The sequence below is a fragment of the Allobosea robiniae genome, assembly GCF_900102525.1.
Classification (GTDB): domain Bacteria; phylum Pseudomonadota; class Alphaproteobacteria; order Rhizobiales; family Beijerinckiaceae; genus Allobosea; species Allobosea robiniae.
Genome location: NZ_FNBZ01000002.1, coordinates 333,268 through 358,657, shown reverse-complemented (window position 1 = coordinate 358,657; position 25,390 = coordinate 333,268). Strand labels below are relative to the sequence as shown.

At 67.2% G+C, this 25,390-nt stretch carries 22 protein-coding genes and 1 other RNA gene; 3 read left to right on the top strand and 20 right to left on the bottom strand.

Features of this window, described 5'->3' with window-relative positions; all coding sequences use genetic code 11:
- Positions 1-258 precede the first annotated feature (258 nt).
- The 9 genes from lpxC to BLQ70_RS07315 form a co-directional block, all read right to left on the bottom strand.
- Positions 259-1,206 carry a UDP-3-O-acyl-N-acetylglucosamine deacetylase gene (lpxC, locus tag BLQ70_RS07355; RefSeq protein ID WP_061966786.1) on the bottom strand — a complete coding sequence of 316 codons (948 nt, stop codon included), beginning with the start codon at positions 1,204-1,206 and terminating at the stop codon, positions 259-261.
- 313 nt (positions 1,207-1,519) lie between these two features.
- Positions 1,520-3,226, bottom strand: a complete 1,707-nt coding sequence (gene ftsZ, locus BLQ70_RS07350) for a cell division protein FtsZ (RefSeq protein WP_091856442.1) — start codon at positions 3,224-3,226, stop codon at positions 1,520-1,522.
- A gap of 153 nt (positions 3,227-3,379) precedes the next feature.
- Positions 3,380-4,675: a cell division protein FtsA gene (gene ftsA, locus BLQ70_RS07345; protein WP_061966784.1), complete on the bottom strand. Its 1,296-nt coding sequence runs from the start codon at positions 4,673-4,675 to the stop codon at positions 3,380-3,382.
- Positions 4,676-4,707: 32 nt separating this feature from the next.
- Positions 4,708-5,649, bottom strand: coding sequence for a cell division protein FtsQ/DivIB (locus BLQ70_RS07340; protein WP_244511934.1), 942 nt, complete (start codon positions 5,647-5,649; stop codon positions 4,708-4,710).
- A gap of 26 nt (positions 5,650-5,675) precedes the next feature.
- Positions 5,676-6,590 carry a D-alanine--D-alanine ligase gene (locus BLQ70_RS07335; protein WP_091856440.1) on the bottom strand — a complete coding sequence of 305 codons (915 nt, stop codon included), beginning with the start codon at positions 6,588-6,590 and terminating at the stop codon, positions 5,676-5,678.
- 97 nt (positions 6,591-6,687) lie between these two features.
- Positions 6,688-7,614, bottom strand: coding sequence for a UDP-N-acetylmuramate dehydrogenase (murB, locus tag BLQ70_RS07330; protein WP_091856439.1), 927 nt, complete (start codon positions 7,612-7,614; stop codon positions 6,688-6,690).
- Between the two features lie 168 nt (positions 7,615-7,782).
- On the bottom strand, positions 7,783-9,189 hold the full coding sequence (gene murC / locus BLQ70_RS07325) for a UDP-N-acetylmuramate--L-alanine ligase (RefSeq protein ID WP_091856438.1): 1,407 nt from the start codon (positions 9,187-9,189) through the stop codon (positions 7,783-7,785).
- A gap of 15 nt (positions 9,190-9,204) precedes the next feature.
- Positions 9,205-10,308, bottom strand: a complete 1,104-nt coding sequence (murG, locus tag BLQ70_RS07320) for an undecaprenyldiphospho-muramoylpentapeptide beta-N-acetylglucosaminyltransferase (RefSeq protein WP_091856437.1) — start codon at positions 10,306-10,308, stop codon at positions 9,205-9,207.
- Between the two features lie 4 nt (positions 10,309-10,312).
- Positions 10,313-11,437: an FtsW/RodA/SpoVE family cell cycle protein gene (locus tag BLQ70_RS07315; protein WP_061966778.1), complete on the bottom strand. Its 1,125-nt coding sequence runs from the start codon at positions 11,435-11,437 to the stop codon at positions 10,313-10,315.
- A gap of 304 nt (positions 11,438-11,741) precedes the next feature.
- Here BLQ70_RS07315 and BLQ70_RS07310 point away from each other — a divergent pair, with 304 nt between their 5' ends.
- Both BLQ70_RS07310 and BLQ70_RS07305 read left to right on the top strand, forming a co-directional pair.
- Positions 11,742-12,221, top strand: a complete 480-nt coding sequence (locus BLQ70_RS07310) for a VOC family protein (protein ID WP_091856436.1) — start codon at positions 11,742-11,744, stop codon at positions 12,219-12,221.
- Positions 12,222-12,346: 125 nt separating this feature from the next.
- On the top strand, positions 12,347-13,162 hold the full coding sequence (locus BLQ70_RS07305; RefSeq protein WP_091856435.1) for a methyltransferase domain-containing protein: 816 nt from the start codon (positions 12,347-12,349) through the stop codon (positions 13,160-13,162).
- A 15-nt stretch (positions 13,163-13,177) separates the two neighbouring features.
- Here the strand turns inward: BLQ70_RS07305 and murD are convergent, their stop codons facing one another.
- The 9 genes from murD to BLQ70_RS07260 form a co-directional block, all read right to left on the bottom strand.
- Positions 13,178-14,617, bottom strand: a complete 1,440-nt coding sequence (gene murD, locus BLQ70_RS07300; RefSeq protein ID WP_091856434.1) for a UDP-N-acetylmuramoyl-L-alanine--D-glutamate ligase — start codon at positions 14,615-14,617, stop codon at positions 13,178-13,180.
- 1 nt (position 14,618) lies between these two features.
- Positions 14,619-15,701: a phospho-N-acetylmuramoyl-pentapeptide-transferase gene (gene mraY / locus BLQ70_RS07295; RefSeq protein ID WP_061966774.1), complete on the bottom strand. Its 1,083-nt coding sequence runs from the start codon at positions 15,699-15,701 to the stop codon at positions 14,619-14,621.
- 21 nt (positions 15,702-15,722) lie between these two features.
- Positions 15,723-17,147: a UDP-N-acetylmuramoylalanyl-D-glutamyl-2,6-diaminopimelate--D-alanyl-D-alanine ligase gene (locus BLQ70_RS07290; protein WP_091856433.1), complete on the bottom strand. Its 1,425-nt coding sequence runs from the start codon at positions 17,145-17,147 to the stop codon at positions 15,723-15,725.
- Complete coding sequence (locus BLQ70_RS07285; protein WP_091856668.1) at positions 17,144-18,598, bottom strand: UDP-N-acetylmuramoyl-L-alanyl-D-glutamate--2,6-diaminopimelate ligase; 1,455 nt, start codon at positions 18,596-18,598, stop codon at positions 17,144-17,146. The genes BLQ70_RS07290 and BLQ70_RS07285 overlap by 4 nt, the downstream gene beginning before the upstream one ends.
- Positions 18,599-18,625: 27 nt before the next feature.
- Positions 18,626-20,401 carry a peptidoglycan D,D-transpeptidase FtsI family protein gene (locus BLQ70_RS07280; RefSeq protein WP_061966772.1) on the bottom strand — a complete coding sequence of 592 codons (1,776 nt, stop codon included), beginning with the start codon at positions 20,399-20,401 and terminating at the stop codon, positions 18,626-18,628.
- Positions 20,398-20,784, bottom strand: coding sequence for a cell division protein FtsL (gene ftsL / locus BLQ70_RS07275; protein ID WP_061966771.1), 387 nt, complete (start codon positions 20,782-20,784; stop codon positions 20,398-20,400). The genes BLQ70_RS07280 and ftsL overlap by 4 nt, the downstream gene beginning before the upstream one ends.
- 2 nt (positions 20,785-20,786) lie before the next feature.
- The gene (rsmH, locus tag BLQ70_RS07270; RefSeq protein ID WP_091856432.1) at positions 20,787-21,827 is read right to left on the bottom strand and encodes a 16S rRNA (cytosine(1402)-N(4))-methyltransferase RsmH; all 1,041 of its coding nucleotides are present in this window, start codon (positions 21,825-21,827) and stop codon (positions 20,787-20,789) included.
- Positions 21,824-22,300 carry a division/cell wall cluster transcriptional repressor MraZ gene (locus BLQ70_RS07265; protein WP_091856431.1) on the bottom strand — a complete coding sequence of 159 codons (477 nt, stop codon included), beginning with the start codon at positions 22,298-22,300 and terminating at the stop codon, positions 21,824-21,826. Before BLQ70_RS07265 ends, rsmH begins: the two co-directional genes overlap by 4 nt.
- A gap of 477 nt (positions 22,301-22,777) precedes the next feature.
- Positions 22,778-23,242 (bottom strand): MarR family winged helix-turn-helix transcriptional regulator, encoded by a 465-nt coding sequence (locus tag BLQ70_RS07260; protein ID WP_244511933.1) that lies wholly within the window; start codon positions 23,240-23,242, stop codon positions 22,778-22,780.
- A gap of 149 nt (positions 23,243-23,391) precedes the next feature.
- Here BLQ70_RS07260 and BLQ70_RS07255 point away from each other — a divergent pair, with 149 nt between their 5' ends.
- Positions 23,392-23,814, top strand: a complete 423-nt coding sequence (locus tag BLQ70_RS07255; RefSeq protein ID WP_091856430.1) for an organic hydroperoxide resistance protein — start codon at positions 23,392-23,394, stop codon at positions 23,812-23,814.
- A gap of 170 nt (positions 23,815-23,984) precedes the next feature.
- On the opposite strand, the gene rnpB is transcribed toward BLQ70_RS07255, so the two are convergent.
- Both rnpB and BLQ70_RS07245 read right to left on the bottom strand, forming a co-directional pair.
- Positions 23,985-24,391: RNase P RNA component class A (gene rnpB, locus BLQ70_RS07250), an RNA gene on the bottom strand.
- Between the two features lie 159 nt (positions 24,392-24,550).
- Positions 24,551-25,189: a lytic transglycosylase domain-containing protein gene (locus tag BLQ70_RS07245; RefSeq protein WP_091856666.1), complete on the bottom strand. Its 639-nt coding sequence runs from the start codon at positions 25,187-25,189 to the stop codon at positions 24,551-24,553.
- Between the last annotated feature and the right edge of the window lie 201 nt (positions 25,190-25,390).

Genomic DNA, 25,390 nt, shown 5'->3' with positions numbered 1-25,390 from the left:
CTCTTTCGATCGTCCCTCGAGCATCGGACCGAAAAGTGGAAACCACTTTTCGGGACAATCCGATGCTGAAACCAAGAACCGGATCGCCGCATCGCGTCTGGTAGGACGCGTGGCGATCCAACTTCCGGGAAGCATGCCTTACCTCAGACGCTTCCCCCGCGCCACTGCCGAAAACCGGTTATGACGTGATTCCGCGTCGCTGCGGCATCTGGGACAGAAAACAGGCGAATGGAAGGCGAAGCCGCGTTTCGCCGTGCTTCAGTGCAAATCCGGCGCGAAGGCGGCCGGAGCAGCCGCAGCCATCTGCACGGCGCGCGGCGTCGCGAAGACCGGCTGGGATTCGACGATCGCGAAATTCGCGCGGTCGGCGAAAAGCGCCTCGAGGATACGGACATTCATCCGGTGGCCACCGCAATAGGAGCGGAACTCGCCGATGATCGGATAGCCGGCCAGCGCGAGGTCGCCGATCGCGTCGAGCACCTTGTGGCGCACGAACTCGTCGCCGTAGCGCAGCCCCTCGGGGTTGATAACCTTGTCGTCGCCGACCGCGACGGTGTTCTCGAGCGAAGCGCCCTGAGCGAAGCCCGCCTTCCAGAGCTGCTCGACATCACGCATGAAACCGAAGGTACGGGCCTTCGAAATCTCGCTGGCATAGGCCTGCGCATCGAGATCGAAGATCTTGCGCTGGCGGCCGATCACGACGCTGTCGAAATCGATCTCGACATCGAGGCGGAAGCCGTGCTCGGCCGGGGCCAGTTCGGCGAAGGCGCGGCCCTGCTCGATGCGGACCGGCTGGAGGACCTTGAGGTAGCGGCGCGGCGCGGTGAGCGTCGTCATGCCGGTCGCCTCGATGGCAACCACGAATTCGCGGGCGCTGCCGTCCATGATCGGCATTTCCGGCCCGTCGATCTCGACGAGCACGTTGTCGAGGCCGAGGCCGGCGCAGGCCGACATCAGGTGCTCGATCGTCGAGACCGAGGCCGGGCCGCGGTCGCCGATCACGGTGCAGAGCTCCGTGGCACTGACCTTGGTGTGCTTGGCGTGAATGAGCTGGGGCGGCATGCCCTCGATGCCCGTCCGCAGGAAGACGACGCCGGTATTGGCGCTGGACGGCTTCAGGCAGATGCTGGCGGGGGCTCCGGAATGAACGCCGATCCCGGTCAGGGTCACGGCTGCCCGCAAGGTCGTCTGCCGATCGAAGGTCATACCGTTATCCAATCCTGATCGCGAAGGCCGCGGTCACCTGCCGATGCAGGGATCGTCCAGCCGGCGATGTCTTCAAGGCCAGGCCGGAATGGTCCCGACGAGGCCGTTGTCCCGATGCGGCCGCAACATAAGCTTTTGAGGCCGCCTCTCAAAATCACGCTTTCTTTCGCTGTGTTACAGCGGGGAAGCGATCGAGGACGGACTATAACAAGCTGAAAGATAACGATTTTTTAACACGCCGAAACCCGCCGCGGAATACCGCGGCGGGTTGTGTTGCAAAGCCGTGAGAGGGCGCTGGCGGGCGCCTTCCGACTCAGTTCGCCTGGCGGCGGAGGAAGGCCGGGATCTCGAGATGATCTTCCTCGCTGGAGCGAGTCGGGGCAGCGCGGCCATGCGGATCGAGCTGACCCTGCGCCGGGCGCGAGGCCGGCTGCTGCTGCACCGGGCGGCGCATGTACTCGGCATGGGCAGCGCTCGGCGCCGGGGCCTGCGGCATCGGCGGGGCGACCGGAGCCTGGGCCTGGCGCACCGGCGCCTGCTGCGGCTCGGTCATCTCATCGTCCTTGCGGCCACCGAAGCCGACCGAGGCGAGGCGCTGCATCAGCGACATCCGCTTCTGCTCGACGGCGCTGGGCGGCTGCGGCGCGGGCTGGACGCCACGATGCGCATTGAGCTGGGCCTGGCCGGGGGCCGGCAGGTCCTCGACGCGGGGCATGCGGGTCGGGCGGACGACGGCCCGCTCCGGCATCGGCGGGATGAAGCTCTCGTCGAAATTCAGGCTCGGCTCGGCATGCTGGACGGGTTCCGGCGCCGGAGCCGCCAACACCGGACGCGGCTGCACCGGCTCGATGCGGATGTCCTGCGCGACATGGGCGACCGGAGCAGGCTCCGGCAGCGGGGCGACGCGGGCCGTCTCGATCGCCGGCACGGAGGGCGCGACCGGGCGGGCAGCGGCGACCGCGGCATTGCTGCGCAGGCGGGCTTCGGCCTTCAGGCGCTCCGCCACCTGGGCGATGCGCGCCTCGGTGTCGTCGTTCTCGGCCTGGGACGAGATCGGCTTGTCGATGCCGGTGGCGACGACGGAGACGCGCACGGTGCCTTCGAGCGATTCGTCGAAGGTGGCGCCGACGATGATGTTGGCCTCGGAGTCGACCTCCTCGCGGATGCGGGTGGCGGCCTCGTCGACCTCATAGAGCTTCATGTCGCGCCCGCCGGTGATCGAGATCAGCAGGCCGCGCGCACCCTTCATCGAGACATCGTCGAGCAGCGGGTTGTTGATCGCGGCCTGGGCCGCGGTCAGCGCGCGCTTCTCGCCCTGCGCCTCGCCGGTACCCATCATCGCCTTGCCCATGCCGCGCATCACGGCGCGCACGTCGGCGAAGTCGAGATTGATCAGGCCCGGGCGGACCATCAGGTCGGTGATGCAGGCGACGCCCGAATAGAGCACCTGGTCGGCCATGCCGAAGGCGTCGGCGAAGCCGGTGGTCTCGTTGGCGACGCGGAACAGGTTCTGGTTCGGGATGACGATCAGGGTATCGACCGCCTCGTTCAGCTCGCCGATGCCAGCCTCCGCCATGCGCATGCGGCGCTGGCCTTCGAACTGGAACGGCTTGGTGACGACGCCGACGGTCAGGATGCCCATGTCGCGGGCGACGCGGGCGATCGCGGGAGCCGCGCCGGTGCCGGTGCCGCCGCCCATGCCGGCGGTGATGAACACCATATGGGCGCCCGCCAGATGGTCACGGATCTCGTCGATGACCTCTTCGGCCGCCGCACGGCCGACTTCCGGCTGCGAGCCGGCGCCGAGACCTTCGGTGACCTGCAGGCCCATCTGGACGATGCGGGAGGCGCGCGACAAGGCGAGAGCCTGCGCATCGGTGTTGGCGACGACGAAGTCGACGCCGTCGAGGCCGGCCTCGATCATGTTGTTGACCGCATTGCCGCCGGCACCGCCGACGCCGAACACCGTGATCCGGGGCTTCAGTTCCCGGATGTCCGGGGCTTGCAGATTCATCGCCATGGTTGCCTCTTTTGATCCCTTGTCCGGCGCCTGGCGGGAGCCGTCCCGATTGCTACGTTTGACGCCGCGGCCCGCCCTCTGGACGAGCCGTACTCACTCAATTCTCGATCATGGCTGGTGCGGAAAACCGGTACCCACTTTTCCGCGCCATGATCAGAAACTGTCTTTCAGCCACCGCCCGACACGCGAGAAGTAGCCGTCCGTCCCGGTTGCGAAGTAACGCGCACCAGCGGCACGCGGCTCGAAATGCTCGACATGGGCGACCTGCGGATAGACCAGCAGGCCGACCGCCGCCGCGAAGGCCGGGCCCTTGCCCGCTTCCGGCAAACCCTTGATCCCGAGCGGACGGCCGGTACGGACCTGACCGCCGAGGATGCGCCGCGCTACTTCCGGCAGGCCGGTCAACTGGCAGGCGCCGCCGGTGAGGACGACACGTCGCCCGGCCTGGGCCGAGAAGCCGGCATTGTTCAGACGGTCGCGCACCAGTTCGAGGATCTCCTCGACGCGCGGCTTGATGATCCGGACCAGATGCGACTTGGCGAGATGGTTCGGCATGTCGCGCTCGTCGTCATCGACCTGCGGGACCGAGATCATGTCGCGCTCGTCGGAAGCGCTGGCGATGCAGGAGCCGTGCAGCGTCTTCAGCCGCTCGGCCGCCGAGACGCGGGTCGAGAGGCCGCGCGCCACGTCCATGGTGATGTGGTTGCCGCCGACCGCGATGGCGTCGGCATGGACGAGATGCCCGCCCGAGAACACGCCGAGCGAGGTCGAGCCGCCGCCGAGATCGACGAGGACGACGCCCATCTCCGATTCGTCGTCGACGAGGACCGAGAGGCCGGACGCATAGGGGGTCGCGACCACCGCCTCGACTTCGAGATGGCAGCGCTCGACCGCGAGCATGACGTTGCGCGCCGCCGCCGCCTCACTGGCGACGACATGCATGTCGACCGAGAGCTTGCCGCCGATCAGCCCGCGCGGATCGAGCACGCCCGGCACGCCGTCCAGCGCATAGCCGGTCGGCAGGGCATGGAGCACGGCCTTGCCGGGGCGCAGGGCATGGGTCGCGGCAGTCGCCAGCACGCGTTTCACATCGGCGTCGCCGACGGAGCCGGAGCGCAGGTCGACGCTGGCGGCGTAATGCTGCGAACCGATGCGCCCGCCGGTCAGGTTGACGATGACCGACTGGACCTCGACCTTGGCCATGCGCTCGGCTGCGTCCACGGCAGCGCGGATCGCGCGCTCGGCGCTTTCGAGATCGACGATCGCGCCGCCCTTCAGGCCGAGCGAGCGCTGATGGCCGATGCCGATGATGCGGGCGACATGGGTGCGCCCACGCAGCCGCTCGTTGGTCTCGGCCGGGCTGAGCTCGGCGATCAGGCAGACGACCTTGCTGGTGCCGATATCGAGGATCGACAAGGTCGCGCTCTTGCGCGACGAGAGCGGACGCATGCGCGGGGTCAGACCCTGGGAGGTGACGTGGTTCACGCCTCGCCTCTCTTCTTCCTGGACTTGCTCTTGAGCTGGTCGGCGCGGGCCGCGGCCGCCTCTTCCGAAAGCCGCATCGTCACCCGATCGGGCTGGCGCAGGTCGATGGCGAGCACGTCCTTCTCGAGGATGCGATAATCGCTCTCCAGGGAGACGAGGCGCTGCACCGCGGCTTCCGGCTTGGTCTCGGGCAAGCGCACATCCATGCCGTTGTCGAGTTTCAGGTTCCAGCGACGCCCGGAGACCAGGGTCGCGGCGCGGATATGCTGGGCGAAGGCGCCGGCCTGACTGCGGATCGCCAGATATTCGGCGGCGCGGTTATTGGCGTCCTTGCCGACGACCAGCGGCAGATAGGCGAAGCGGCCGTCATCCATCTTGTCGATCACCGTGCCGTCGGCTGCGATCACGAAGAGCTCGCCCTTCACCTGCCAGAGCGCATAGGGCTCGCGCTCGGTGAGCTGGATCGAGACCTCGCCCGGATAAAGCTTGCGAACGGCGGCCTCGCGAATCAGCGGCGTGGCTTCCAGCTGCTTGCGGGCCTCGTCGGCGTCGAAGAACACCAGCGAGGTCTTCGAATCGATGCCGGCCGCGACCAGGACCTCCTGCTCGGACAATCCCGAGAGGCCGGAGATGGTGACGCGGTCGATGCCGAAGCCGAGCGCCCGCGCGATCATGTGGCGCGGCTCGCCGTAATTGTCCTGCATGGTCTGCCAGTGGCCGCCGAGCACGAAGCCCGTGCCGAGGCTGAGCGTCAGGAAGCCGAGCGCCAGCCAGGTGCCGAGGCTCGCCGGCAGGCGCTGGGCGAGCGGCACCGCGATGGCGCTGCGGCGCGAGCGGCGCATCCAGCGGCCCTGGCGCTGCTCACCCACCAGAAGCTGGGGGGCGGCGTGCGCGACCGGGAGCCGGGAGAGCGGCCGGGCAGGCGCGAATCGGGGCATGGCAACGGTCTTCGCCGACATCGCTTTCACCGATCGAGGGAGGCGTCCTCCACCATCCATTTGACGAGCTCACCGAAATCCAGGCCCGCATGGGCAGCCAACTCGGGCACCAGGCTGGTCTCGGTCATCCCGGGCTGCGTATTGACCTCCAGCCAGACGAGCGTGTCGCTCTCGTCGTGGTAGCGGAAGTCAGATCGGCTGACGCCCCGGCATCCGATTGCTTGATGCGCCGTTAACGCACACTCTTCGATCTGCTGGTAAATTTTCGGTAAAATTTGAGCCGGACAGATGTGGATCGAGCCGCCTTTCGCGTACTTCGCGTCGTAGTCGTAAAACTCACCGGTTGCGGCTTGTATTTCGGTCACACCAAGGCTGCGGTCGCCCATCACGGCGCAGGTCAGTTCGCGCCCGGCGATGAAGGTTTCGGCCAGCAGCATCTCGCCGCAAGGCCAGTCCGGCCGGGCGATTTCCTGGGGTGGGTGCTCCCTGCCCTTCTTCACGATCACGACGCCGACGGAGGAGCCCTCGTCGATCGGCTTGAGCACGTAGGGCGGCGGCAGCACATGCGTCCTGGCAGCGGCGAATCGCGAGACGTTGACGCCGTGGGCGACCGGCACGCCGGCCGCCTTCACCACCGTCTTCGCCCGGTCCTTGCGGATCGCCAGCGCCGAGGCCAGCACGCCGGAATGGCTATAGGGAATGCGCAGGATTTCGAGCACGCCCTGGATCGTGCCGTCCTCGCCGAATCGGCCATGCAGGGCGTTGAAGGCGACGTCGGGCTTGAGCTTCGCCAGCACCTCGGCAATGTCGCGCTGGACGTCGACACGGGTGACACGGTAGCCGACGCTCTCCAGCGCCCGCGCGCAAGCCGCGCCGCTGTTGAGGCTGACCTCCCGCTCGACGGACCAACCGCCCATCAGCACTGCAACATGTTTGGTCATCGACGCTTCGCTCCTGCGATGCGTCCAACCTCGTTAAACTTGGTTAACGGGGAGTTAACCGGCTTGCAGTGCCCCTGCCCTTTTCAAAGCCCGGCAGCTACGCCGCAACGCCGAGCCGCTTGATCTCCCACTGGAGCTCGAAGCCCGAATTGTCCTTGACCCGGCGGCGAACCTCCTCCCCGAGCCCTTCGACATCGGCTGCTGTTGCGCCGCCGGTGTTGATCAGGAAGTTGCAGTGCATCTCCGAGACCTGCGCGCCGCCGACCCGCAGGCCGCGGCAGCCAGCCGCGTCGATCAGCTGCCAGGCCTTGCCGCCCTCGGGGTTCTTGAAGGTCGAGCCACCGGTGCGCTCCTTGATCGGCTGGGCCGCCTCGCGCGCCTGCGTCACCCGGTCCATCTCGGCCTGGATCAGAGCCTGGTCGCCCGGCCGGCCCTGGAACAGGGCGGAGGTGAAGATGATGTCGCGGGTCGAGGCCGCACTGTTGCGATAGGCGAAGCCCATCTCGGCATGGGAGAGCGTCACGATCTCGCCGTTGCGGGTGACGCCGCGCGCGGAGACCAGCACGTCAGTAGTCTCGCCGCCATGGGCACCGGCATTCATCCGCAGCGCCCCGCCGATCGAGCCGGGAATGCCGCGATAGAAGGCAAGCCCGTCGAGCGAGGCATCGCCCGCAGCGCGCGCGACCTTGACGTCCGGCACGGCCGTGCCGGCGCGCAGACGGTCGCCGCTTTCCAGCGCGATCTCACCGAAGGCCTTGCCGCCGAGCCTGACCACGACGCCGGGAATGCCGCCATCACGCACGATCAGGTTGGAGCCGAGCCCGATCACCGTGACCGGAACGTCCTCCGGCAGCTTCGAGAGCAGATAGGCGAGGTCCTCGTCATCGGCCGGCGTGAACAGGATCTGCGCCGGGCCGCCGACGCGAAACCAGGTCAGGCCCGAAAGCTCCTGATTGGCGAGAAGCCGGCCCCTGAGATCGGGAGCCGAGGCGCGGATATCGGAAGAGAGGTCTGCGAAGGGCATGGCGTCGCTTTAGAACATGATGATCGCGGAGGGAAACGCTCGTCATGCTCGGGCTTGACCCGAGCATCTCTTGCCGAAGGAGGCTCCCTTGCCTCTCCTGGCCGAGATTCTCGGGTCTGCGCTTCGCTTCGCCCGAGAATGACGGCGGGGTGGACTGCTGCGCGCCGCCTATCCCTTGAGCGCAGCCAGCTCCCCCGGCAGCGCATAGGCCCATTGGGTGATGTTGCCGGCGCCCAAGCAGACGACATAGTCGCCCGGCCCGGCCAGCTCCGCCACCATGCCGGCGAGCTTGTCGGACGCTTCCAGCGGCAGCGCATGGCGATGGCCGCGGGCCTTGATGCCGGCGACGAGCGAATCACGGTCGGCACCCGCGATCGGCGCTTCGCCGGCCGCGTAGGTGTCGGCCACGATCACCGTGTCGGCATCGTTGAAGCAGGCGGCGAAATCGTCGAACAGGCTCGACAGGCGGGTGTAGCGATGCGGCTGGACGATCGCGATCACCTTGCTCCTGGTCGAGGCCCGCGCCGCCTTGAGCACCGCGGCGATCTCGACCGGATGGTGGCCGTAATCGTCGAAGATCAGCGCGCCATTCCATTCGCCGGTCTTGGTGAAACGGCGCTTGACGCCGCCGAAGCCGGCGAGCGCCTCGCGGATGCGGGGCACGGGAATGCCGAGATCATAGGCGACCGCGATCGCGGCCGTCGCGTTCAGCGCGTTGTGATGGCCCGGCATCGGCATGACGAGATCGCGGATCACCTCGTCACGGCCGGTCTTGCGGTCACGGATCAGCAGCGTGAATTGGGCCTGCCCACCCGAGAGGTCGATGTCGATCAGGCGGAAGTCGGCCTGCGGGTTCTCGCCATAGGTGACGACGCGGCGGTCAGTGATCTGGCCGACGAGCCCCTGCACCGTCGGGTGGTCGATGCACATCACCGCAAAGCCGTAAAAGGGCAGGTTCTCGACGAAGGAGCGGAAGGCCGCCTTGATCGCGTCGAAAGAGCCGAAATGGTCGAGATGCTCGGGATCGATATTGGTGACGATCGCGACGTCGGCCGGCAGCTTCAGGAAGGTGCCGTCCGATTCGTCGGCCTCGACCACCATCCAGTCGCTCTCGCCCATGCGGGCATTGGTGCCGTAGGCGTTGATGATGCCGCCATTGATCACGGTCGGGTCGAGCCCGCCCTTCTCCAGGAGCGTCGCGACGAGCGAGGTCGTGGTCGTCTTGCCATGGGTGCCGGCGATGGCGACGCAGCTCTTCAGGCGCATCAGCTCGGCCAGCATCTCGGCCCGGCGCACCACGGGCAGGCGCTGCTCGCGCGCGGCGAGCAATTCGGGATTGTCCCGCCTGATCGCGGTCGAGACCACGACGACCTCGGCCTCGCCGATGTTCTCCGCTTTGTGTCCGACGAAGGTGGTGATGCCCTTGTCGGCGAGGCGCTTGACGTTGGCACCGTCGGAAGCGTCCGAGCCCTGCACCTTGTAGCCGAGATTGTGCAGGACCTCGGCGATGCCGGACATGCCGATGCCGCCGATGCCGACGAAATGGATGGAGCCGAGCTTCGGCGGCAGCTTCATGGGTCGTGAATCCTGTCAGTGCGGGAGGTTGGCCGTGGCGATCACGAGATCGGCCAGGCGGTCGGCGGCATCGGGGATGCCGGCGCTCTTCGCGTTTGCGGCCATCGTCGTCAAGTGGGCGGGCTGCGCGATAAGCTTCGACAATTCGGCGGCAAGATGGCGCGGCGTGAAGTCCGGCTGGAGGATGCGGACAGCTCCGCCCACACCTTCGAGGAAGGCCGCGTTGGCCGCCTGGTCCTGATCGAGCGAGCCCGGCAGCGGCACCAGCAGGGCCGGGCGGCCGATCACGGTGAGTTCCGCCACGGTCGAGGCGCCGGAGCGGGCGATGACGAGCTGCGACGCCGCCATCTGCACCGGCAGGTCCTTGAAGAAGGGCGCGATCGTCGCCTTTACGCCGAGCTTCTCGTAGATGCCGCGCACGCGCTCGTCGTCCTCAGGCCGCGCCTGCTGGACGATGGTCAGGCGCGCCCGCTCGGCCTCGGTAAGGAGCTGGATCGCCGGCGGCACGATATCGGCCATGATGCGCGCGCCCTGGCTGCCACCGAAGACCAGGAGCCTGATCCTGCCTTCGCCCGGCTGGTCATAATCGTGGCCGGCCGCCGCGGTCACCGCGGGGCGCACGGGGTTGCCGACATGGCGGCACTTGGCCTGCTGCGCCTCCGAGAGCCCGCCGACCTCCGCGAAGCCGGTCGCGATCACGTCGGCACGGCCGGCGAGGAAGCGATTGGCCCGGCCGATCACGGCGTTCTGCTCGTGGATCAGGGTGCGCACCCCGGCCAGCGAGGCGCCCAGCACCGGCGGCACCGTCGGATAGCCGCCGAAGCCGACGACGACGGCCGGCCTGACTTGCTTGATGATCCCGCGCGCCGCGAAAGTGCCCTTGGCGATGTTGAACAGCGCCGCCGCCTTCTGCAATGGCGAGCGGCCGGACGGCGTCGCCGCCGGCACGGCATGCACGGCCTCGGCCGGAAAGTTCCCGGCGTATTCGGCGGCGCGCGTATCGGTCATCAGCACCACGCGCATGCCCTTGGCATGCAACGCGTGGCTCAATGCCTCGGCCGGGAAGAGATGGCCGCCGGTTCCCCCGGCCGCCAGCATGACGAGCGTGTCCGTCGCCATCGGATCAGCGCCCGAATTCGACCGAGCGCGGCCGCCGCCGGGTCAATGCCAGCAGGAAGCCCGTCCCGACCGCGAGCGAGAGCAGCGAGGAGCCGCCATAGGAGATGAAGGGCAGCGTCATGCCCTTGGCCGGCATCATGTGCAGGTTGACCATCATGTTGATCGCCGCCTGGATGCCGAAGAGCAGGGCAAGGCCGGTGACGGCGAGGCGGATGAACGGGTCCTCCGCCTTCTGCGCCACGAACAGCGCGCGGATCACGATCACCGCGAAGAGCGCCACCAGCAGCATGCAGACGACGATGCCGAATTCCTCGGCCGTGACCGCGAAGATGAAATCGGTATGGGCGTCGGGCAGGATGCGCTTCACCGTACCCTCGCCCGGTCCCTTCCCGAGCCAGCCGCCCTGCGCGAAGCTCTCCAGCGCCGTGTCGACCTGGAACGAGTCGCCCGAGCCCTTGTCCATGAAGCGCTCGATGCGGGCGCGGACATGCGGCACCAGCTCATAGGCGACGAAGATGCCGGCGGCGCCGACGCCGCCGAGGCCGATCACCCAGAACCAGTGCAGGCCCGCGACGAAGAACAACCCGCACCAGACCAGGCTAACCAGCATGGTCTGGCCGAAATCCGGCTGCAGGACGAGCGGCACGATGGTGAAGGGCAGCAGGAGCAGCGCCAGGATCGTGCCCGGCAGGTCGGGCCGGCGCGTGCCCTCGGCGAAGGCCCAGGCCGCCATCACGACGAAGGCGGGCTTGAGGAACTCGGATGGCTGGACCGAGCCCAGCGGCCCGAGCGTCAGCCAGCGTTTCGCGCCCTTCACCTCGACGCCGAAATAAAGCGTCGCCACCACCATGACGAGCGAGCCGAGATAGATCAGCAGCGCAGCGCGGCGCACCTGGCGCGGCGTCATCAGCGACACCCCGAGAAAGATGGCCATCGCGACGACGAGATAGGCTGCCTGCCGGTTGACGAAATGGAAGGTCGAGAGCCCGAGCCGCTCGGCCACCGGCGGCCCGCCTGCCATCAGCAGCACGACGCCCGAGACCATCAGGGCGACGAGTGCGGTCAGGATGAGGCGGTCGATCGACCACCACCAGCGGCCGCTGAGAGAAGGTTCCGCGCGCGAGACCATGACGGGCATCCCATCGACAAATTCGGCGCGGCTGAGGCCGCGCTTGCGTGACGAATCACTCTGTCAATGAATGGTTAACCGATTGATTCCGATGCGTGGGATCGGCGAGCTCAGCGCATCACGATCCACAACGGCGCGCCGCGTTTTACAGCCTCTTCGACGCAGGCTCACCCACTTCGATCAGCCGCGCGCCTCAAATCGGTCTCATGCGGCCGGTCAGATGCAAAGGCCGCTCCTGACACGCATTGTCGTCCCATGGGAGGAGTTGCACCCTGCACCAGTTTCGACAGCGAAAGGACTGATCATGGCCATCGCCAAGAACACGATCTGCCTGTGGTACGACAAGGACGCCGAGGCCGCCGCCCGCTTTTATGCCGAGACCTTCCCGGACAGCGCCGTGAAGGAAGTCTTCCGCGCCCCCACCGACTTCCCCTCCGGCAAGGCCGGCGACGCTCTGACCGTCACCTTCACGGTCCTCGGCATTCCCTGCCTCGGCATCAATGGCGGGCCGACGTTCAAGCACAGCGAGGCCTTCTCCTTCCAGATCGCCACCGAAGACCAGGCGGAGACCGATCGCTACTGGAACGCCATCGTCGGCAATGGCGGCCAGGAGAGCGAATGCGGCTGGTGCAAGGACAAATGGGGCCTGTCCTGGCAGATCACCCCGCGCGTCCTGAGCGAAGCGCTCGCCGTCGGCGGCGAGGAGGCCAAGCGCGCCTTCGCCGCGATGATGACGATGCAGAAGATCGACGTCGCAAAGATCGAGGCCGCCCGGCGCGGCTGAAACGATCTCCTGGAGCGGCTTTCGAGCCCACGAACGCGGCCTCGCCCCGGCGAGAAGCGAGGTCATGAAACCATAACGGTCAGCCGGGTCGGAAACGGCCCCCGGCGGACCAGAATGGAGGCGTGATGACGAAACCGGACATCTATCTGCTTGGGCGGGCCGAGGCCGAAGTCGATCGGCTCAAGCGTCAGATCCTGAATCTCGCACCCGACTCGCGGGCACAGCTCGATCGGATCGGCATAAAGCGCGGGGAGCACGTCGTCGATCTCGGTTGCGGCCCCGGAGGTGTCCTGCATCTGCTGGCAGAGCATGTCGGCCCGACGGGTTCGGTCCTCGGCATCGACCGCGGCAGCCATTTCGTCGAGTTGGCGCGCCATTTCATCGCCGATCGCGGATTGCCCCAGGTCGAGCTGCGCGAGGGCGATGCCTACGAGACCGGCCTGCCGCGAGCGTCCTTCGACGGCGCCCATATGCGGCTGCTGCTGGTCAATGTGCCGGAGCCCGAGCGGATCGTACGCGAATTGGTCTCCCTCGTGCGGCCCGGCGGCTGGGTCGCGAACTTCGAGGCCGATTATCTTCCGCACTGCCTCGATCCGCCCCTGCCGGCCTGGAGCCACCTGATCGAGGCTTACGCGGCCTATGCGCGGGCACAGGGGATCGATCTGTCGGTCGGCCGGAAGATCCATCGGCTGTTCCGGGATGCAGGCGTTATCGATATCGAGGTCGACGCCATTCTCCACGTCTTTCCCGCCGGCCATGAACGCCGCTGGTTCCCGCGCGGTCTCATCGACAACATCCGTGACAAGCTCGTCGATGGAGGCTTCATCGCGCGGGCCGATCTCGACAAGGAGATGGCGGCGCTGGAGAGCCACCTGTCCGATCCTGCCGTGCAGGTGACGTCCAACCTGTTCTTCCGGCTCACGGGCCGCGTGCCGGAATGACGGGAGCGCCGCGACCTATCGCGGCTTCGTCTTGCCGAACGGCTCGAAGCCCGGCAGGTCTGTAACCAGCTTGCGGAAGGCATCGCCCCGGACCTCGAAATTCGGGAACTGGTCGAAGGAGGCGCAGGCCGGCGAGAGCAGCACCGCGATCTCGCCCTCGCCTGTCGCTGCCAGCGCGTCGCGCGCGGCATCGGCCACGGCCCTGTCGAGCGTGACGCTGCGCTCGTAGCCGACGCGCCCATCATCGTCGAAGGTCGCGGCGAAGAGCTCGCTCGCCGCCCCGATCAGGTAGGCGCGGGCGATGTTCGGGAAATAGCGGCGGAGCGACTCGATGCCACCGTCCTTGGCCTTGCCCCCGAGTATCCAGAAGATGCCGTGGAAGGAGGTCAGCGCCTTTTCGGTCGAGTCCGCATTGGTCGCCTTGGAATCGTTGATGAAGACGACACGACCGATCCGGCCGAGCTCCTCCATGCGATGCGCCAGCCCCGGATAGGTCCTGAAGCCCTCGGCGATCTCTTCCGCACTCAGGCCCAATGCCGAGCAGGCGGCGAAGGCCGCCGCCGCATTTTGCGCGTTATGCGAACCGCGCAACGAACCGATGCCCGCGAGATTGGCGACGACGCGCGGCTTGCCGTCCTTCACCTCGACGATGCGCGTGTCCAGCCGCCCCTGATTGGCGGTGACCCCGGCGAAGACGCCCTCGTCCAGCGGCTGCTCGCCGCTGATCTTGACCAGCGGGCGGCCGCCGGCAGCGCGGCGGCGCGCCATCTGTTTGGAAGCCTCGTCATCGACGCCGACCACCGCGATATTGGCCGCCGCAACCAGGCGCTCCTTGATGGCGGCATAGTTCTCCAGCGAGCCGTGCCGGTCGAGATGGTCCGGCGTCAGGTTCATCTGGATGCCAACGGTGGGCGCAAGCGAGGGCGCGAGGTCGATCTGGTAGCTCGAGCACTCGATGACATGGATGCGGTTCGCGGCCGGCGGCTCCAGCGCCAGCACGGCGGTGCCGATATTACCGCCCATCTGCACGTCGCGGCCGGCCGCCCCGAGCACATGCGCGATCAGCGCCGTCGTGGTCGACTTGCCGTTGGTGCCGGTGATGCAGACGACCGGCGAGCCCGGCGCCACCGTCGCCCGCTCAAGGAAGAACAATTCGACATCGCCGATGATCGGCACACCGGCAGCCTTGGCCTTGCCGACGGTCCAGTGCGGCTCGGGATGGGTCAGCGGCACGCCGGGCGAGAGCAAGAAAGCCGCGAAGCCCGACCAGTCGGCATTCGCCAGATCGACGACGGCGATGCCCTCGGCAGCCGCCTTCTCCCGACTCTTCTCGTTGTCGTCCCAGGCCGCGACCTCGGCACCGCCCGCCTTGAGCGCGCGTGCCGTGGCGAGCCCGGAGCCGCCGAGCCCGAACAGGGCGACCTTGCGCCCCGAAAAGACGGAAACCGGAGTCATCTCAGCGCAGCTTCAGCGTGGCGAGGCCGACCAGCGCCAGCACGACCGAGATGATCCAGAAACGGATCACCACCTGCGGTTCGGTCCAGCCCAGCTTCTCGAAATGGTGGTGGATCGGCGCCATCAGGAAGACGCGCTTGCCGGTGCGCTTGAACACGAAGACCTGGATGATCACCGAGAGCGCCTCGACGACGAAGAGACCGCCGACGATCGCCAGCACGATCTCGTGCTTGGTCGCGACCGCGATGGTGCCGAGCAGGCCGCCGAGACCGAGCGAGCCGGTATCGCCCATGAAGATCTGGGCCGGCGGCGCATTGAACCAGAGGAAGCCGAGGCCGGCGCCGATCACCGCGCCGCAGATCACGGCGAGCTCGCCCGCGCCGGGGATATGGTGGATCTGCAGGTAGTTGGCGAAGATCGCGTTGCCGACGAGATAGGAAATGAAGCCGAAGGTACCGGCCGCGATCATGACGGGCACGATGGCGAGCCCGTCGAGCCCGTCGGTCAGGTTCACCGAGTTGCCGGCGCCGACCACGACGAAGGACGCGACCAGCGGGAACAGGATGCCGAGCGGGATGATCGCTTCCTTGAGGAAGGGCATCGCGAAGCCCGAGCCGATCGCCGGTGGCTGCGTCTGCATGACGAAGTAGCAGGCGACGAGCGCGACCACGACCTCGATCGAGATGCGGGCCTTGCCCGAGAAGCCCTTGTGCGACTGCTTGGTGACCTTGAGGAAATCGTCATAGAAGCCGATCGCGCCGTAGGCTGCGGTGACGCCGAGCACGATCCAGACATAGGGGTTGCGCAGGTTGCCCCAGAGCAGCACCGCGACGAACACCCCCGTCAGGATCATCAGCCCGCCCATGGTCGGCGTGCCGCGCTTGGCAAGATGCGATTCCGGGCCGTCCGTGCGGATCGGCTGGCCCTTGCCCTGCTTGATCCGGAGCCAGGATATGGCCGAGGGGCCGAAAAAGAACAGGAAGAGCAGCGCCGTCGCCGTCGCCCCGCCTGCGCGGAAGGTGATGTAGCGGAAGACGTTCAGCACCGGGAAGGTGCCGGACAGTTCGGCGAGCAGGGCGAACATGCTTCTGGGCTCTCTTGCAGGTCAGTCTTCGGCAGGCACGGCAGGAAAGCGCGCGAGGATCGCCTTGACGATCGGACCCATGCGCGTGCCCAGCGATCCCTTGACCGTGACAGTGTCGCCGCCGCGGATCGCATCGAGCACGAGCGGCTCCAGGTCGCTCGCCGTGGCGGCATAAGCCCCCCGCATGGCGGAAGGCAAGCTCTCGTGGAGCCCTTTCATCAGCGGGCCGCAGGTGAAGACCTTGTCGATCCCGTTCGAGACCAGCGGTTCGGCGAGCCCCCGATGCAGCTCCGGGCCGGTCGGCCCGAGTTCCAGCATGTCGCCGAGCACGGCGATGCGCCGGCCGCGCCCCTCGACCGGCAGGCGGCCGAGATTCTCGATTGCGGCCCGCATCGAGGCGGGGTTGCCGTTATAGCTCTCGTCGAGCAGCGTGACCCTGCCGCCCGGCGCCTGCAGCACCTGGCGTGCGCCGCGTCCAGCCGGCGGCTTGAGGTCGCCGAGGGCCAACGCGGCCAGCGCGAGATCGGCGCCGAGCGCATGGACGGCCGCGAGCACGGCGAGCGAATTCAGCACGATATGCTTGCCCGGACTGCCGAGCCGATAGGTCACGGGCTCGCCGAGGACGCGGGCCTCGACCACCGACATGTCCGGCTTCAGCGCACAGGAGACGAGCTTTACATCGGCATCCGGGCTTTCCCCGAAGGTGACGATCCGCCCGGCCGGACCGGATCTGGCGATATCGCGCAGCAGCTCGGATTGCGGGATGTCGGCATTGACGATCGCCGTGCCGCCTTCTTCGAGTTCCCAGTAGACCCCGGCCTTCTCCTCGGCGATCCCTTCGAGCGAGGCGAAGGCGGCGAGATGCACCGGCTGGATCGTGGTGACGATGGCGACCTGCGGGCGCACCATCCGCGCAAGCGGCAGAATCTCGCCGGGGCTGTTCATCCCGATCTCGTAGACGCCATAGGCGATATCGGCGGGCGTGCGGACGAGCGTCAGCGGCACGCCCCAGTGGTTGTTGTAGGACGCGACCGGCGCATGGGTCTTGCCCTGGCGCGAGAGCACGAGGCGCAGCGCCTCCTTGGTCCCGGTCTTGCCGACCGAGCCGGTGACGGCGACGATGCCGGCCTTGAGTTCGGCACGCCTCGCGGTGCCGGCATGCTCCATCCCCTTCAACACGTCCGGCACGATGGCGAGCGCGCCTGCCCCCTCGAACTGGGCCGCATGCGCCTCGTCGACGACGGCGAGCGCCGCGCCCTTGTCGAGCGCGCCTCTGACGAAATCATGCCCGTCACGGGCCTCGCCGGTGATCGCGAAGAAGACGTCACCGGGCTCCAGCGTGCGGGTATCGATCGACGCCCCGGTCACGACCGGCGGCACGGCGCCCTCGGGCCGCGCGCGCAGCGCAGCGATCAGCTTTTCTCCGGTCCAGAGCGGGGCGCTCATCCTTGAAACTCCGATAGCGCTTTCCGGACCACGTCGTGATCGGAGAAGGGCAGCGTGCGGTCGCCTATGATCTGGCCGGATTCATGGCCTTTTCCCGCCACGACCAGCAAATCCCCGGCTTTAAGCATCTTCACCGCGGCACGGATGGCTTCCTCGCGGTCGCCGATCTCCTGGAGCCTCGGCGATGCCGTCATGATCTCGGCCCGGATCGTCGCCGGGTCCTCGCTACGCGGATTGTCGTCGGTGACGATGGCGATATCGGCCTTCTCGGCCGCGATCGCGCCCATCAGCGGGCGCTTGCCCTTGTCGCGATCGCCGCCGCAGCCGAAGACGCAGATCAGGCGGCCGGTCGCATAGGGCCTGAGCGTGGTCAGCACCGCGGCGAGCGCATCGGGCTTATGGGCGTAATCGACGACAACGAGCCCGCCATTGGCCTCACCGATGCGTTCAAGCCGCCCGGCAACACCGATGAGCCCGGATATAGCCCGCAACGACGCAGCCTTGTCCTCACCGGTCGCGATGGCCAGCCCGGCGGCGACCAGCGCATTGCCGGCCATGAAATCGCCGACCAACGGCAAGGCGACGGAGAGCTCCTGCCCGTCAAAACCGACCGTCAGGCGCTGCGAGAAGCCGTCGCGCTCGTTGCGCAGCAGCGTCAACGTCTCGCCCTTGCGGCCAATGCCGATGATCGGGTGGCCGGCCATGGCCGCAGCCTCGGCTGCCGCGTCCGCATAAGGCTCGTCGCGGTTGATCACCACCGGCGCGCCGTCCGGCAGCAGCTCCCAGAGCCTCAGCTTCGCGGCGAGGTACTCCTCGACGCTCGGATGGTAGTCGAGATGGTCGCGCCCGAGATTGAGGAAGGCGCCGGCGCTCAATCGCACACCGTCGAGGCGGCGCTGGTCGAGCCCGTGCGAGGACGCTTCCATGGCAAGATGCGTGATGCCCTCGCCCGCGAGCCTGTCGAATGAAGCGTGCAGCGAGAGCGGGTCCGGCGTCGTCAGCGAGCCGTAATCGGCGCCCTTGCTCGTGACCACGCCGATGGTACCGACGCTCGCCGCCTCATGGCCGAGCGCCTGGAAAATCTGGCGGGTGAAATCCGCCACCGAGGATTTGCCGCTGGTGCCGGTCACCGCGACGATCGTCCGGGGCTGGCGCGGGTGGATATTCGCCGCAGCGAGCGCCAGCGCGAGGCGCGGGTCCTCCACCTGTGCGAAGGCGACCCCGGCCGGCAGGTCGGCCGGCCGCGGCCCACCCGAGACCACCGCGACGGCGCCGTGCCCGACAGCATCCATGATGAAGCGGGCGCCATCCGCCTTGGCGCCAGCGAGTGCGACGAAGACGTCGTCCCCCGTCACCTTGCGGCTGTCGAAGGCAACGCCATGCACCTGCTGGCTGGCGGCCTCAGTCTCGAACATCTCGGGGAAAAGGTCTCCGAGGCGGTATCCGGTCATCGTCATGGCCACCGTTATAGGTCGAGATCAGCGCGAACCCCAGGCACCGAGCCTCGCCATCAGCGGGAACGGCGACGGCGGCGGATCGAAGCGGGGGTTCAGCCCCAGGATCGGCGCGGCGCGCTCGATCACCCGGCCGGTCGTGACGCCGGCATTCCACGCCGCGGTCGAATAGCCGCCGCTCTCGGCATAGCCTTTCGGCTCGTCATAGATCGCGAGGAACAGGTATTTCGGCTTGTCGGACGGGGCGATCGCCGTGAAGGTCGTGAAGTTCTTGTTCTTGGCGTAGCGACCGTTGATGACCTTCTCGGCCGTGCCGGTCTTGCCGCCGACGAAATAGCCTTCGATATTCGCCTTGCGGGCCGAGCCCTTCTCGCCGTTGAGCCGCATGATGAAGCGCATCGCCTCGGAGGTCTCCGGCTTGATGACGCGCGTCGCGACCTTGCGGGCCTCCTCCTCGGACCGCACCAGGAAGGTCGGCTTCATCAGGTAGCCGCCATTCACCAGCGCCGCCACCGCCGCCAGCGCCTGCAGCGGCGCGACGGCGAGGCCGTGGCCGAAGGCGATGGTCGCGGTGTTGATCTCGCCCCAGCGCTGCGGGACGATCGGCGCCGCGCTTTCCGGCAGCTCCGTCGTCATCCGGTCGAGCTGCATCATCTTCTTGAGGAAGGCCTTGTGGCCCTCGACGCCGACGGCCAGCGCCATCTTGATCGAGCCCATGTTCGACGAATGCAGGAACACCTCCGGCACCGTCAGCGTGCGGCCCGTGCCATGGTATTCCTTGATGACCTGGCGGCCGAAGCGCATCATGCCGCCGGCGGTCGAGAAGCTCGAATTGATGTTGACCTTGCCGGAATCGAGCGCCATCGCGATGGTCAGCGCCTTGAAGGTCGAGCCCATCTCGTAGACGCCGACATTCATCCGGTTGATCCGGTCCTTCTCCAGCGCGTCGACGGGGTTGCCGGGGTCGAAATCCGGCAGCGAGACCAGCGCGATCACCTCCCCGGTGTTCACGTCCATGATCGCGCCCGCCGCGGCGATCGCCTTGAAGCGCTCGAGGCCCTTGGACAGTTCGTCGCGCAGCAGGTGCTGGACGCGCAGGTCGATCGACAGCTTGACCGGCTTCAGGTCGGACGCCTCGGTCGCGAGGCCCGCGCCGTTCAGGTCCTGCAGTCCCTGCGAGTCGATGTATTTCTCGATGCCGGCGATGCCGACATTGTCGATATTGGCGAAGCCGAGCACATGCGCCGCCGCGTTGCCGTTCGGGTAGACGCGCTTGTTCTCGGGCACGAAACCGACGCCAGGGATGCCGAGCCGGTGCACCTCGGCCTGCTGGCGCGGCGTGATCTCGCGCTTGACCCAGACGAAGCCCTTCTTGGTGCCGAGCTTGTCGCGCAAATCCTTGGCGTCGAGGTCGGGCAGAACGGCCGTCAGCAGCTCGGTCGCCTCGTCCTTGTCGAGGATGCGGCGTGGCTCGGCGAAGACCGAGACCGTGCGGATATCGGTCGCCATGACATCGCCATTGCGGTCGACGATGTCGGGCCGGGCGGCGGAGATGGCGTTGGAGGTGGCGCGGCGCAGGCCGACCTGCTCGTTCGGAGCGACGCCGAGATAGACCAGCCGGCCGATGATCGCCAGGAACAGGGCGGAGAAACCGAGGATGACGAGGCCGACGCGCGGCTCGCTCTTCTCTCCGCTCATGCGGAAGACGTCGCGCAGCCAGGCCAGACGCCCGCGCTTCACGACGGGTTCCGTCGCCTCGGCCTGCTGCTCCGTCGCTTCGTGATGCATCGACTGGCTCATGGCATGGCTCCCGGCGTCGTCGCGCTCGCCTTGCGATCCCTGGGGGTCTCGGTCGGCAGGCCGAGGCCGAGATCCTCGAGCTTGCGGCCGATGGCATCGACCTTCGGGCCGCGGTTCGGGATGTCCGAGGGTTTGACCACCTGCGTCACCACGAAGGGCTGGAGGTCGAGATGGCGCTCCGCCAGCATCTGGACGCGGTCGGGCCGGTTGAGGAACTGCCACTCGGCCTTGAGCACCTGGATCGCGTCGCGCTCGCGCTGGGTCTTGCCCTTGAGCTTCTGGAGATGCTCGGTCGCCAGCGTCGTCTCGTATTTGATCGAATAGGCATAGACCGCCGAGGAAACCAGCGCGCCGATGGCGATGATGTGCAGGAGCTTGATCACGCTCAGGGCCTCCGGCGCGGCTGCGGGGCAGGAACGGTGGAGAGCGCGACGAGCCCGGCATCGGCCCGGCGCGACGGCGCATCGTTGCGTTCGGCGGCGCGCAGCTTGGCCGAGCGCGCCCGCGGATTGGCGCGCATCTCGGCTTCGGACGGTGCGACGGCACCCTTCTCGACCAGCCTGAAGGTCGGCTGCGCAACGGCCACCGCCGGCGCATGGCGCGAGCCCGCCGATACCCGGCCAGAGCGCTCGGCGAAGAACTGCTTGACGATGCGGTCTTCGAGGGAATGGAAGGTGACCACGACGAGCCGCCCGCCGGGCTTCAACACCGTCTCGGCTGCGTGCAGCGCCCGGACCAGCTCGCCGAGCTCGTCATTGACCGCGATGCGCAGCGCCTGGAAGACCCGCGTCGCCGGATGGGCGCCACCAGGCTCGCCGCGCACGATCCCGGCGACGAGATCGGCAAGCTGCTTGGTCGTCGTGATCGGCGCCTTGCGGCGGGCCTCGACCACGGCGCGGGCGACGGCGCGCGAGCGGCGCTCCTCGCCATAATGATAGAAGATATTGGCGAGCAGCCCTTCCTCGGCCTCGTTGACGAGGTCGGCGGCGCTCTGCCCGCTCCCGCTCATGCGCATGTCGAGCGGACCGTCGAAACGGAACGAAAAGCCGCGCTCGGCCTGGTCGATCTGCATCGAGGAGACGCCGATATCGAGCACGACGCCGTCGAGCGGCGTCATCCTGAAGCGCTCGGCCTCCTCGGCCAGCTCGCCGAAATTGGCCTGGGACAGTGTCAATCGCCCCGCCATGGCGGCCACGAGATCGGCCCCGCCAGCGATCGCAGAGGGATCGCGGTCGAGCCCGAGCAGGGTGACCTCAGGCGCGGCATCGAGGATCGCGCGCGAATAGCCCCCTGCCCCGAAGGTGCCGTCGAGATAGCGCCCGCCGGCTTGCGGCGCGAGCGCCTCCAGCACCTCGGCGAGCAATACGGGCACATGACGAACCGATCCGCCAATGGCTCCGCCGGAACGGTCGCCATGGTCGCTCATGTGCCCGAGCCTCCCGTTGGAATGGTCAAACTGCCGAGCGTGCGCTTCACGTCGCGCAGACGCGTCCGCGCTGCGTCGAGATGGGCGCGGAACCGCTCCGGCTCCCAGATCTGAAACTTGTGCCCATGGCCGACGAAGGTCACGGCATCGCCGATGCCGGCATGCGCCTTCAGTGCCTCGCTCAGCACCATGCGCCCCTCCGTGTCGACCTTCAGCACCTCCGAGGTGCCGTTCAGCGCCGTCGAGAGCAGCTCCCACTCGTCCGAGAACGGCGAGAAGCGCGCGAGAATATCGTCGATCGTGGCCCGGAGCGCATTGCCGCCGGCATCCAGTGCCGGCAGGTCGAGGCCCTGATGGACATAGAGGCCCTCGTAGCCGTCCTTCGCCAGCACCGACCGGAAGCTCGACGGAATGGAAACGCGCCCCTTGGCGTCGAGCCGGTTCGTGAAATTCGAGACGAAGCGGTCCGTCAACGCCGCCTCCCGGCCTGCTCTTCAAGGCGCCACCGCTGAGATGGGCAAGCGGCGAAAAGTCCCCCCGTCGAAGCGGGCAAGGCACGCCCGCAAGCCAAATTCCGCGCGGCACACGGAGCCTGACCCTTGGATTGCCTGCCGGCTTCGACGGGATGATTTGGGATAGCATGGGCCTTTATGGGCGTCAATGGAATCGCAGGCGCAGCGACGCACCTGCCGGGACTCTCCGGCATCACAGCTTGTTAAGGTTAAGTATCCGTAAGCACGCGCAATTCGGCACCCGCCTGACCTCCTGGGCCAGCGGAAGACGCGTCAGCGCTGCGAAAAATTTTTACGAAAGCGCGCCGTTATTTTTGGCGAGCCGACAAGCGGGACAGATCTGGAAGCTTCGAAGGACACCGCACAATTGTCATTCCGGCGCGCGCTTCAGGCGCGAACCCGGAATGACAGTGGCGGCGGCTACGGCAAAAGGCGCCATCAGCCGTCGCGTGACGACGCCAGCAGCGCATCGCGGACGAGACCGAGCTGGTCGCGCAAGCGCCCCGCATCGCCCGCCGTCCCGCCGAGCGCCTCGCCGACAGCCTCCTGGACGCAGCGCCCCTGCTCGCGCAGCCCCTCGCCCTTCTCGGCGAGGTGGATGCGCACCTGCCGCTCATCGCGGGCGTCGCGCTCGCGCCGGATCAGGGCGGACCCCTCCAACCGCTTCAGCAGCGGCGTCAGCGTGCCGGAATCGAGCATCAATCGCTCGCCGAGCTCCTTCACCGTGAGCCCGTCCTGCTCCCAGAGCACCAGCATGACCAGATATTGCGGATAGGTCAGCCCGAGCGCGGCCAGGATCGGACGATAGGCCCGGTTGAAGGCGTGGCCGACCTGATAAATCGCGAAGCAGAGCTGCTGCTCCAGACGCGGCATCCCGTCCCTGGCCCTGTCCCGCTTCGCCATCACGCCCTCGCCGATCATCCTGTTTCACGCAAAACCGAAAGCGGCCCCATAATCAACCGCCCTCTATCACGCTCAAATCAGTTGTTGACAATCTAATTGCACACAATCTAAATAACAACCATCAGCTCACCCGAGGAAGGAAACCGATCATGAAGACGCTCTACACCGCCCATGGTTCCGCCACCGGCGGCCGCGAAGGCCAGGCCGCGACCGATACCGGCAACGTCAAGCTCGTGCTGAATACACCCAAGGAGCTCGGCGGCGGCGGTGGCGACGGCACCAATCCCGAGCAGCTCTTCGCCATCGGCTATTCGGCCTGCTTCCTCGGCGCGCTCAAGTTCGTCGCCGGCAAGGAGAAGGTGAAGATCCCGGATGATGCGAAGGTCTCGGCCGATATCGGCATCGGCCCGCGCGACGACGGCCAGGGCTTCGGCATCACTGCGAAGCTGACCGTCTCAGTGCCCGGCCTCGACAAGGCCGCCGTCCAGGACCTCGTCAAGAAGGCCCATGTGGTCTGCCCCTATTCGCACGCGACGAAGGGCAACATCCCGGTCGAGACGACGGTGGCCTGAGCCTGCACGGTCCGGCTCAATGAGCCGCTCCCCGAGACCGATCGGGAATTCGCTCCAGCGCGGTAGCTGGAGCGGTCGCCGAGAACCGGAGCGGAGCGGACATCGGTGTGAGTACCGGAAGCGCAGGCAATCGCTTCAGATGCCCACTGGAGTAGAATTTGCGGGCATCAAGCGCCAGTCGGCCTGTAAGCCGGGTTTTGGATGGCCGGAGGATCGCTCCCCCGACGTGACGGCCATTCCTCTGGGACGCGCATTGCTGCGCGCCTCGAGCAACCAACCCGGACGACCAGGCACAGAAACCTGCCCCTGCCCGCTTGCGCGGGCAGCATCGTCCCTATTCGGTTTTGCTCCCGGTGGGGCTTGCCATGCCGTCCCCGTTGCCGGGTCCGCGGTGCGCTCTTACCGCACCTTTTCACCCTTACCCTGCCGGAAAAGCCGAAGCTCTCCAGCGCAGGGCGGTTCGATCTCTGTGGCGCTTTCCCTGGGGTCGCCCCCGCCGGACGTTATCCGGCACCGTGTTTCCGTGGAGCCCGGACTTTCCTCCCTCGCGAACGAGAGCGGCCGTCCGGCCGACTGGCGAGGGGGGAGATGCGCGCTGGCGCGGCCCGCGTCAAGCACAACCGCGCGGCTGGAGCATCGGACCGAAAAGTGGAATGCACTTTTCGGAGAAATCCGATGCTAAAATGAAAAGCCAGATCGCCACTTTGCATCCGACAGGACGCGAGGCGGTCCAGGATCAGTTGCGGGCGGTAATGGTGCGCACCTTGGCGCAATAGGCGCGGTTGGCACCGCTCATCCGGTTCGTCATGTGGCCGCTCTGGTACTTCATCACGGTGCGGCAGGTGTCGCCGCCGGCCATCTTGTAGGCCATGGCGAGATATTTCATGCCGTAGCGCGCATTGGTCTCGGCATCGAGCAGGCCGCTGGCGCTGCCGGAATAACCCAGGCCGCGCGCCGTCTGGTGGCGGATCTGCATCAGGCCGTAATTGCCGGCATGCGAGGCGCGGGGATTGTAGCGGCTTTCGACGCGCACGACGGCATCGGCCAGCGAGAACGGCACGCCATTGGCAGCCGCGTGACGCGCGACGATCGCCTTGATGCCTTCGGTTCCGGCCGGAGCCGCCAGCGCGCGGCTGGCGCGGGTCTCGGTCTTGTCGCCTTCAGCCTTGGCGGTGCGGGCGCCGGCCTTCGGAGCGCGCGCCTCAACCGGAGCCTTCTCGCCCTTGTCCTCGGCGGCCTTGGCGCGGGCGATCTCGGCGTCGCGAAGAACGATAGCTCTGGGGTCCGTTTCCGCATTGACGAAATCCTCGGCCAGGGCAACCCCGGAGAGGCTAATCAGGCACGCAGCCGCGAGACCACCACAGATATATCGCATGTCGAATTGAACCCCATTGAGCCATGACTGGCCGATGGGGCCGCTCAACTGATGGTCGAATGTGTCGATAATCTGGCGCATACCATAGAAAAACGCATAACTATCAGCGTAAACAGGAATATATTCTATATTTAACTATTCAGTATTCATATGTATTCGGTCGCTCGAAAAACTTCGCCGGCTCCCCGCCCGCCGGAACGA

Coding starts and splice junctions, on each gene's coding strand:
- lpxC (WP_061966786.1), bottom strand. CDS start 1,206: ATGACCTTCGATCGGCAGACGACCTTGCGGGCAGCCGTGACCCTGACC.
- ftsZ (WP_091856442.1), bottom strand. CDS start 3,226: ATGGCGATGAATCTGCAAGCCCCGGACATCCGGGAACTGAAGCCCCGG.
- ftsA (WP_061966784.1), bottom strand. CDS start 4,675: ATGCGTCCGCTCTCGTCGCGCAAGAGCGCGACCTTGTCGATCCTCGAT.
- BLQ70_RS07340 (WP_244511934.1), bottom strand. CDS start 5,649: ATGCCCCGATTCGCGCCTGCCCGGCCGCTCTCCCGGCTCCCGGTCGCG.
- BLQ70_RS07335 (WP_091856440.1), bottom strand. CDS start 6,590: ATGACCAAACATGTTGCAGTGCTGATGGGCGGTTGGTCCGTCGAGCGG.
- murB (WP_091856439.1), bottom strand. CDS start 7,614: ATGCCCTTCGCAGACCTCTCTTCCGATATCCGCGCCTCGGCTCCCGAT.
- murC (WP_091856438.1), bottom strand. CDS start 9,189: ATGAAGCTGCCGCCGAAGCTCGGCTCCATCCATTTCGTCGGCATCGGC.
- murG (WP_091856437.1), bottom strand. CDS start 10,308: ATGGCGACGGACACGCTCGTCATGCTGGCGGCCGGGGGAACCGGCGGC.
- BLQ70_RS07315 (WP_061966778.1), bottom strand. CDS start 11,437: ATGGTCTCGCGCGCGGAACCTTCTCTCAGCGGCCGCTGGTGGTGGTCG.
- BLQ70_RS07310 (WP_091856436.1), top strand. CDS start 11,742: ATGGCCATCGCCAAGAACACGATCTGCCTGTGGTACGACAAGGACGCC.
- BLQ70_RS07305 (WP_091856435.1), top strand. CDS start 12,347: ATGACGAAACCGGACATCTATCTGCTTGGGCGGGCCGAGGCCGAAGTC.
- murD (WP_091856434.1), bottom strand. CDS start 14,617: ATGACTCCGGTTTCCGTCTTTTCGGGGCGCAAGGTCGCCCTGTTCGGG.
- mraY (WP_061966774.1), bottom strand. CDS start 15,701: ATGTTCGCCCTGCTCGCCGAACTGTCCGGCACCTTCCCGGTGCTGAAC.
- BLQ70_RS07290 (WP_091856433.1), bottom strand. CDS start 17,147: ATGAGCGCCCCGCTCTGGACCGGAGAAAAGCTGATCGCTGCGCTGCGC.
- BLQ70_RS07285 (WP_091856668.1), bottom strand. CDS start 18,598: ATGACCGGATACCGCCTCGGAGACCTTTTCCCCGAGATGTTCGAGACT.
- BLQ70_RS07280 (WP_061966772.1), bottom strand. CDS start 20,401: ATGAGCCAGTCGATGCATCACGAAGCGACGGAGCAGCAGGCCGAGGCG.
- rsmH (WP_091856432.1), bottom strand. CDS start 21,827: ATGAGCGACCATGGCGACCGTTCCGGCGGAGCCATTGGCGGATCGGTT.
- BLQ70_RS07260 (WP_244511933.1), bottom strand. CDS start 23,242: ATGGCGAAGCGGGACAGGGCCAGGGACGGGATGCCGCGTCTGGAGCAG.
- BLQ70_RS07255 (WP_091856430.1), top strand. CDS start 23,392: ATGAAGACGCTCTACACCGCCCATGGTTCCGCCACCGGCGGCCGCGAA.
- BLQ70_RS07245 (WP_091856666.1), bottom strand. CDS start 25,189: ATGCGATATATCTGTGGTGGTCTCGCGGCTGCGTGCCTGATTAGCCTC.